The organism is candidate division WOR-3 bacterium, assembly GCA_026418155.1.
Classification (GTDB): domain Bacteria; phylum Hydrothermota; class Tepidihabitantia; order Tepidihabitantales; family CAIPLT01; genus JAOABV01.
In genome coordinates this window covers 312-6,033 of the sequence record JAOABV010000077.1, presented here as the reverse complement: position 1 = coordinate 6,033, position 5,722 = coordinate 312, and the positions used below count along the sequence as shown (strand labels likewise).

Below are 5,722 nucleotides of genomic sequence, written 5' to 3'. Positions count from 1 at the left end.
GTTGGTATCGTCTGTGTTGACCCCACTTCACCATTTACTGGTGGTGCAATCTTGGGCGACCGGGTCAGAATGTCTTCACTATTTTTAGAACCAAAAGTTTTTATTCGCAGTATGGCAACTCGCGGCAGCTTGGGCGGAATTGCTAAAACGACCAAAGAAATCTGTCATCTGTTAGATGCTTTTGGTAAAGATATGATTATTATTGAAACAATCGGTGTTGGCCAGGTTGAGTTAGATATTGCTGGTATTGCTTATACAACTATCGTTGTTTTAGTTCCTGAAGCCGGCGATTCCATTCAAACAATGAAAGCCGGCTTAATGGAAATCGCTGATATTTTTGTTGTGAATAAATCTGACCGGGAAGGTGCGGATAAGTTAGTAATGGAAATTCAATCGGTCTTAGAAATGAAAAATTTTGAAAGAACGCCACCGGTAATAAAAACTGTTGCCACGGAAAATATCGGCATCAAAGAGTTATCCCAAAATATCTTTGCGCATCGTAAGTTTCTGCAAACTGACAATCGGCTCAAAGACAAAATCCGATTGACCATTCAATCGGAAATCGAAGAATTAGTTGCAGAAAAAATTGGTAAACAAATCTGGACTAACAAGCAAGTTCAGTTAAAATTAGATCGTCTGATTGATGACATTATCAAAGGTAAAGAAACACCTTATACTGGGTCAGATAAAATTATTAAGATTTGGACTAAATCAAGATGAATCAACATCACAGCCCTTTTAAGCAAGGACAACGATTGAGCATTACTATCTGTGAAGTTAAAGTACTTGTAATTTCAGATTGAAAAGGAGGAAAAATTGAAAGAAGAGATTTGTTATGATATTAAGCAAATAAATGATACAACGATTTCAGGTATACCTATAAAAATTGTTTATGTGCCTGACGACATTAAAAATTTAGACTATGAGCGAGACTTGGGTATGCCAGGCAAATATCCATTCACCCGGGGAATCAGAGAAACAATGTATCGTGGCAGGCTTTGGACTATGCGCCAGTTTTCCGGCTTTGGCACGGCTAAAGACACTAATAAACGCTATAAATTCCTATTAGCACACGGTGAAACCGGTCTGTCGGTCGCATTTGATTTTCCAACACTTTATGGCCGAGATTCTGATGACCCATTGAGTGCCGGTGAAGTTGGCAAATGCGGTGTTGCCATCTCATCTTTAGCAGATATGGAAACGCTATTTGATGGCATTCCTTTGGATAAAGTTTCAACTTCAATGACGATTAATGGACCAGCCTCAGTAATCTGGGCATTTTACATTGCCACTGCAGAAAACCAAGGAGTCAAACCAAATGTTCTGCGAGGCACAATTCAAAACGATATCTTAAAAGAATACATTGCACAAAAATCCTGGCTCTTTCCACCTGAACCATCAATGCGTATTATTACTGATATTATGGCATTTGCCGCCAAAGAGGTTCCTAAATGGAATACAATCTCAATCAGCGGTTATCATATTCGTGAGGCGGGTTCAACTGCAGTTCAAGAACTGGCTTTTACCTTAAAAGATGGTTTAACTTATGTTGAAGAAGGAATTAAAGCCGGTTTAGATGTTGACACCTTTGCTCCAAGACTTTCATTTTTTTTCAACTCCCATTTAGATTTCTTTGAAGAAATTGCGAAATTTCGAGCTGCGCGTCGTATTTGGGCAAGAGAAATGAAAAACACTTATAAAGCGAAAAAACCCGAGTCCTGGTTACTCCGTTTTCACACACAAACTGCTGGTTGTACCTTAACTGCACAACAACCTGAAAACAATATTGTCCGAACTGCTTATCAAGCATTGGCTGCAGTATTAGGCGGAACCCAAAGTTTACATACTAATTCAATGGATGAGACCTGGGCATTACCAACGGAAAAAGCCGTGTTAATTGCTTTGCGGACTCAACAATTACTTGCTTATGAGACTGGTGTTGCTAATGTTATTGACCCATTAGGCGGTTCGTATTATGTTGAAGCCTTAACTAATAAATTAGAAGAAGAAGCCTATAAATATTTTGAAAAGATTGATAAGATGGGCGGAATGATTAAAGCCATAGAAAGTGGTTATCCCCAAAGGGAAATTGCCAATGCCTCATATCAATATCAGAAAGCAGTAGAAGAAAAAAGACGCATCATTGTAGGTGTTAATGAATTTATTTTAACTGATGAGAAATTAGAAATCCCCATCTTAAAAATTGACCACCGAGTAGAAGAAGAACAACACCGACGATTACAGACTTTAAGAAAAAAGCGGGACAATAATAAAGTTCAAAAGTGCTTAAAAGAACTAAAACGCGTTGCCAAAAGTAAAGAAAATATAATGTATCCGATTTTAGATGCGGCAAGAGCCTATGCGACTTTAGGTGAAATTTGTGGCGCAATGAAAGAAATCTTTGGTGAATATAAAGAACCACCAATGTTCTAAATTGATGATGACAGCGATAAGAAATATTATTGCGGTAATTATGCTGAAAACACATCTAAAAAACCATTATGTTCTAAACTGATGATAACAGCGATAAGAAAGATTACTGCGATGAGTGTAATAAAAAATCTTTAGCGAGTATCGATAATCACAATGTTTAAGTACAAATAACGATGATAAAGAATGTGATTACTGGGATGCTCATACTGAATATAGAGAACCCCTTATGTTCTAAATCGATGATGACTGCGATGATTACTTTGATATAATAGATAGTATATTCAAAATAATTATGTTAACTAAAAAATTCGATAGTAAAAGAGCCCCACTTACTGCTAAAATAATCTCGGGCTGTTTCCAGGTTCACAATGCATTAGGTCCAGGATTTATTGAACGGATATACTTAAACGCCTTAAAAATTATCCTCCAAAATAGGAAATTAACCTTCCAAGTAGAAAAGGAATATACGGTTGTTTATAATGGAGTCGCAGTTGGTAAGTTCCGAGCTGATTTAGTTGCGGAAAATAAAGTAATCGTAGAAATAAAAGCAATTGAAAATAAAACACCGAAAATTTTTGAATCTCAAATTATATCCTACTTAAAAGCATCGGGAATAAAAGTTGGCCTTTTAGTAAATTTTGGTAGCCGTCGCTGTGAAATTCGTCGATTAATGGTATCGTAAGATATGCATATTATTAAATCTATGATTACAGCCCAAATGGAATATCTGCGACATTGGTTTTTATATCGCTGTAATCATCTTTACTGGAGGTAAAATGCAAAAAAAACTAAGGATATTAGTAGCCAAACCAGGTTTAGATGGGCATGACCGAGGTGCCAAGGTCGTGGCAAGAGCATTAAGAGATGCCGGCTTTGAAGTCATTTATACCGGCTTACACCAAACACCGGAAATGATTGTGCAAACTGCATTACAAGAAGATGTTGACGCCATTGGACTTTCTATCCTTTCTGGTGCTCATATGACGCTATTTCCGGCAGTGCTTAAATTACTCAAAAAGAAAAAAGCCACTAATATTCTGTTATTTGGTGGCGGCATAATTCCTGATGAAGACAAAGAAAAATTATATAAGATGGGCATCGGAAAATTATTTGGTCCAGGAACCGATACCGCAGAAATTGTTGATTATCTGAAGAAATACTTTAAAATTGAAACTCACAGAACCGCCGAGAAAAAGAGAACTAATTGATAATTATTTTTTCTCGGTGAACTCTGTGACTTTGTGGCAGATAAGGAGTTTCAAATGAAAATGGACGATGCAATTAAGAGACTACACGAGTTACGAGAAAAGGCAAAATTGGGTGGTGGAAAAGAACGTATTGATAAACAACACGAAACCGGTAAACTAACTGCACGAGAACGAATTGATTTACTTTTAGATAAAGGTAGTTTTCAAGAATTTGATGCTTTTGTTACGCATCGGATTTATGACTTCGGCATGCAAGAGAAAAAAATTCTTGGCGACGGAGTTGTAACTGGATTAGGTAGAATTGATGGTCGACCGGTTGCAGTCTTTTCCCACGATTTTACTGCTTTTGGTGGCACTTTGTCTTTAGCCTTTGGTGAAAAAGTCTGTAAGATAATGGACTTTGCCTTAAAAATGGGCATTCCGGTTATCGGCTTAAATGATTCTGGTGGTGCAAGAATCCAAGAAGGTGTTGTCAGTTTAGCGGCTTATGCGGAAATCTTCTGGCGTAATACTCAAGCCTCTGGCGTAATTCCGCAAATTTCTGCGATTATGGGTCCTTGTGCTGGTGGTGCGGTCTATTCGCCAGCACTAACGGATTTTATCTTTATGGTCAAAGCCACAAGTTATATGTTCATTACTGGACCCGAGGTTGTTAAGACCGTAACCCATGAAGAAGTGAGTTTTGACGAATTAGGTGGAGCCCAGATCCATGCATCTAAATCCGGAGTCGCTCATTTTGTCGCTAATAACGACGAAGAGTGTTTACTCAATATCAGAAAACTTTTATCTTATCTGCCCTTAAATAATTTGGAAGACCCTCCAATAATTGAATCAGAAGATGACCCGAATCGCGAAGATGAAGAGTTGAATAAAATTATTCCTGATGACCCGAATAAACCTTATGTAATGAAAGATGTTATCTTACACATTGTTGACCGGGATAGTTTTTTTGAAGTTCATAAAGACTATGCGCAAAATATCATTGTCGGATTTGCTCGACTTGATGGACAAGTAGTCGGAATTATTGCTCAAGAGCCATCAATTATGGCTGGTGTTTTAGATATTCACTCGTCAATTAAAGGTGCTCGGTTTATTAGATTCTGTGACTGTTTTAATATTCCGATTATTACTTTTGAAGATGTGCCGGGCTTTTTACCTGGAGTCTCTCAAGAACATGGTGGAATTATCAAACACGGCGCAAAATTACTCTATGCCTATTGTGAAGCAACCGTGCCGAAAATTACAGTTATCACTCGAAAATCTTATGGTGGCGCTTATTGTGTTTTAGGTTCAAAACAAGTTCGGGCAGATATTAATCTTGCTTGGCCTACAGCCGAATTAGCCGTAATGGGACCAGAAGGCGCGGTCAATATCATCTATCGTAAAGAAATCAGCGAAGCCGAAGACCCTAAAGCAATGCGACAAAAATTGATTGATGAATATCGGGATAAATTTGCCAATCCCTATGTTGCCGCAAGTCGGGGTTATGTTGATGATATAATTGAACCAAAACAAACCAGAAAAGAATTGATAAAATATCTAAAAATACTTGAAACCAAACGAGATAAATTGCCACCCAAAAAACATGGCAATATACCATTATAATATTAAATATCAAATATCAAAAATATTGGAGGATTTCAATGGCAAAAATATATAAAAATCTTATCAACGGCAAATATGTTGAATCAAGTTCAGGCAAAACTTATAAAGACTTAAATCCGGCAAATCAAGATGATGTTGTCGGCATCTTTCCATTATCCGAAGTTGAAGATGTCAATAAAGCAGTATCTGCGGCAAAAAAAGCCTTTGAAAAATGGCGCAAAGTGCCAGCACCAAAACGCGGGGAAATCATTCGTAAGGCAACAGAAATCTTAATCCAACGCAAAGAAGAACTGGCACGAATTATGACTCGAGAAATGGGTAAAGTGCTTAAAGAAACCAGAGGCGATGTCCAAGAAGCAATTGATACTGGCTTATATGCGGCGGGTGAAGGCAGAAGACTATTTTCTTATACCACACCTTCAGAACTTTCTAATAAGATGGCATTTGTGATTCGTCAACCTATCGGTGTTTGGGGC

The 5,722-nt window shown here is 37.7% G+C and carries 6 protein-coding genes; all 6 read left to right on the top strand.

The genetic code is table 11. The features are described 5' to 3' along the window. A partial coding sequence (gene meaB / locus N2201_07155; GenBank protein MCX7785976.1) for a methylmalonyl Co-A mutase-associated GTPase MeaB occupies positions 1-720 on the top strand: 720 nt, incomplete at its 5' end. Positions 721-828: 108 nt separating this feature from the next. Beyond that, positions 829-2,433 (top strand): methylmalonyl-CoA mutase family protein, encoded by a 1,605-nt coding sequence (locus N2201_07150; GenBank protein MCX7785975.1) that lies wholly within the window; start codon positions 829-831, stop codon positions 2,431-2,433. 292 nt (positions 2,434-2,725) lie between these two features. Further along, positions 2,726-3,115, top strand: coding sequence for a GxxExxY protein (locus N2201_07145; GenBank protein ID MCX7785974.1), 390 nt, complete (start codon positions 2,726-2,728; stop codon positions 3,113-3,115). Positions 3,116-3,209: 94 nt separating this feature from the next. Beyond that, positions 3,210-3,641 carry a cobalamin B12-binding domain-containing protein gene (locus N2201_07140; GenBank protein MCX7785973.1) on the top strand — a complete coding sequence of 144 codons (432 nt, stop codon included), beginning with the start codon at positions 3,210-3,212 and terminating at the stop codon, positions 3,639-3,641. A 60-nt stretch (positions 3,642-3,701) separates the two neighbouring features. Further along, the gene (locus N2201_07135) at positions 3,702-5,246 is read left to right on the top strand and encodes an acyl-CoA carboxylase subunit beta (protein MCX7785972.1); all 1,545 of its coding nucleotides are present in this window, start codon (positions 3,702-3,704) and stop codon (positions 5,244-5,246) included. A 38-nt stretch (positions 5,247-5,284) separates the two neighbouring features. Next, positions 5,285-5,722 (top strand): aldehyde dehydrogenase family protein (locus N2201_07130; protein MCX7785971.1); only part of this gene is annotated, 438 nt, incomplete at its 3' end.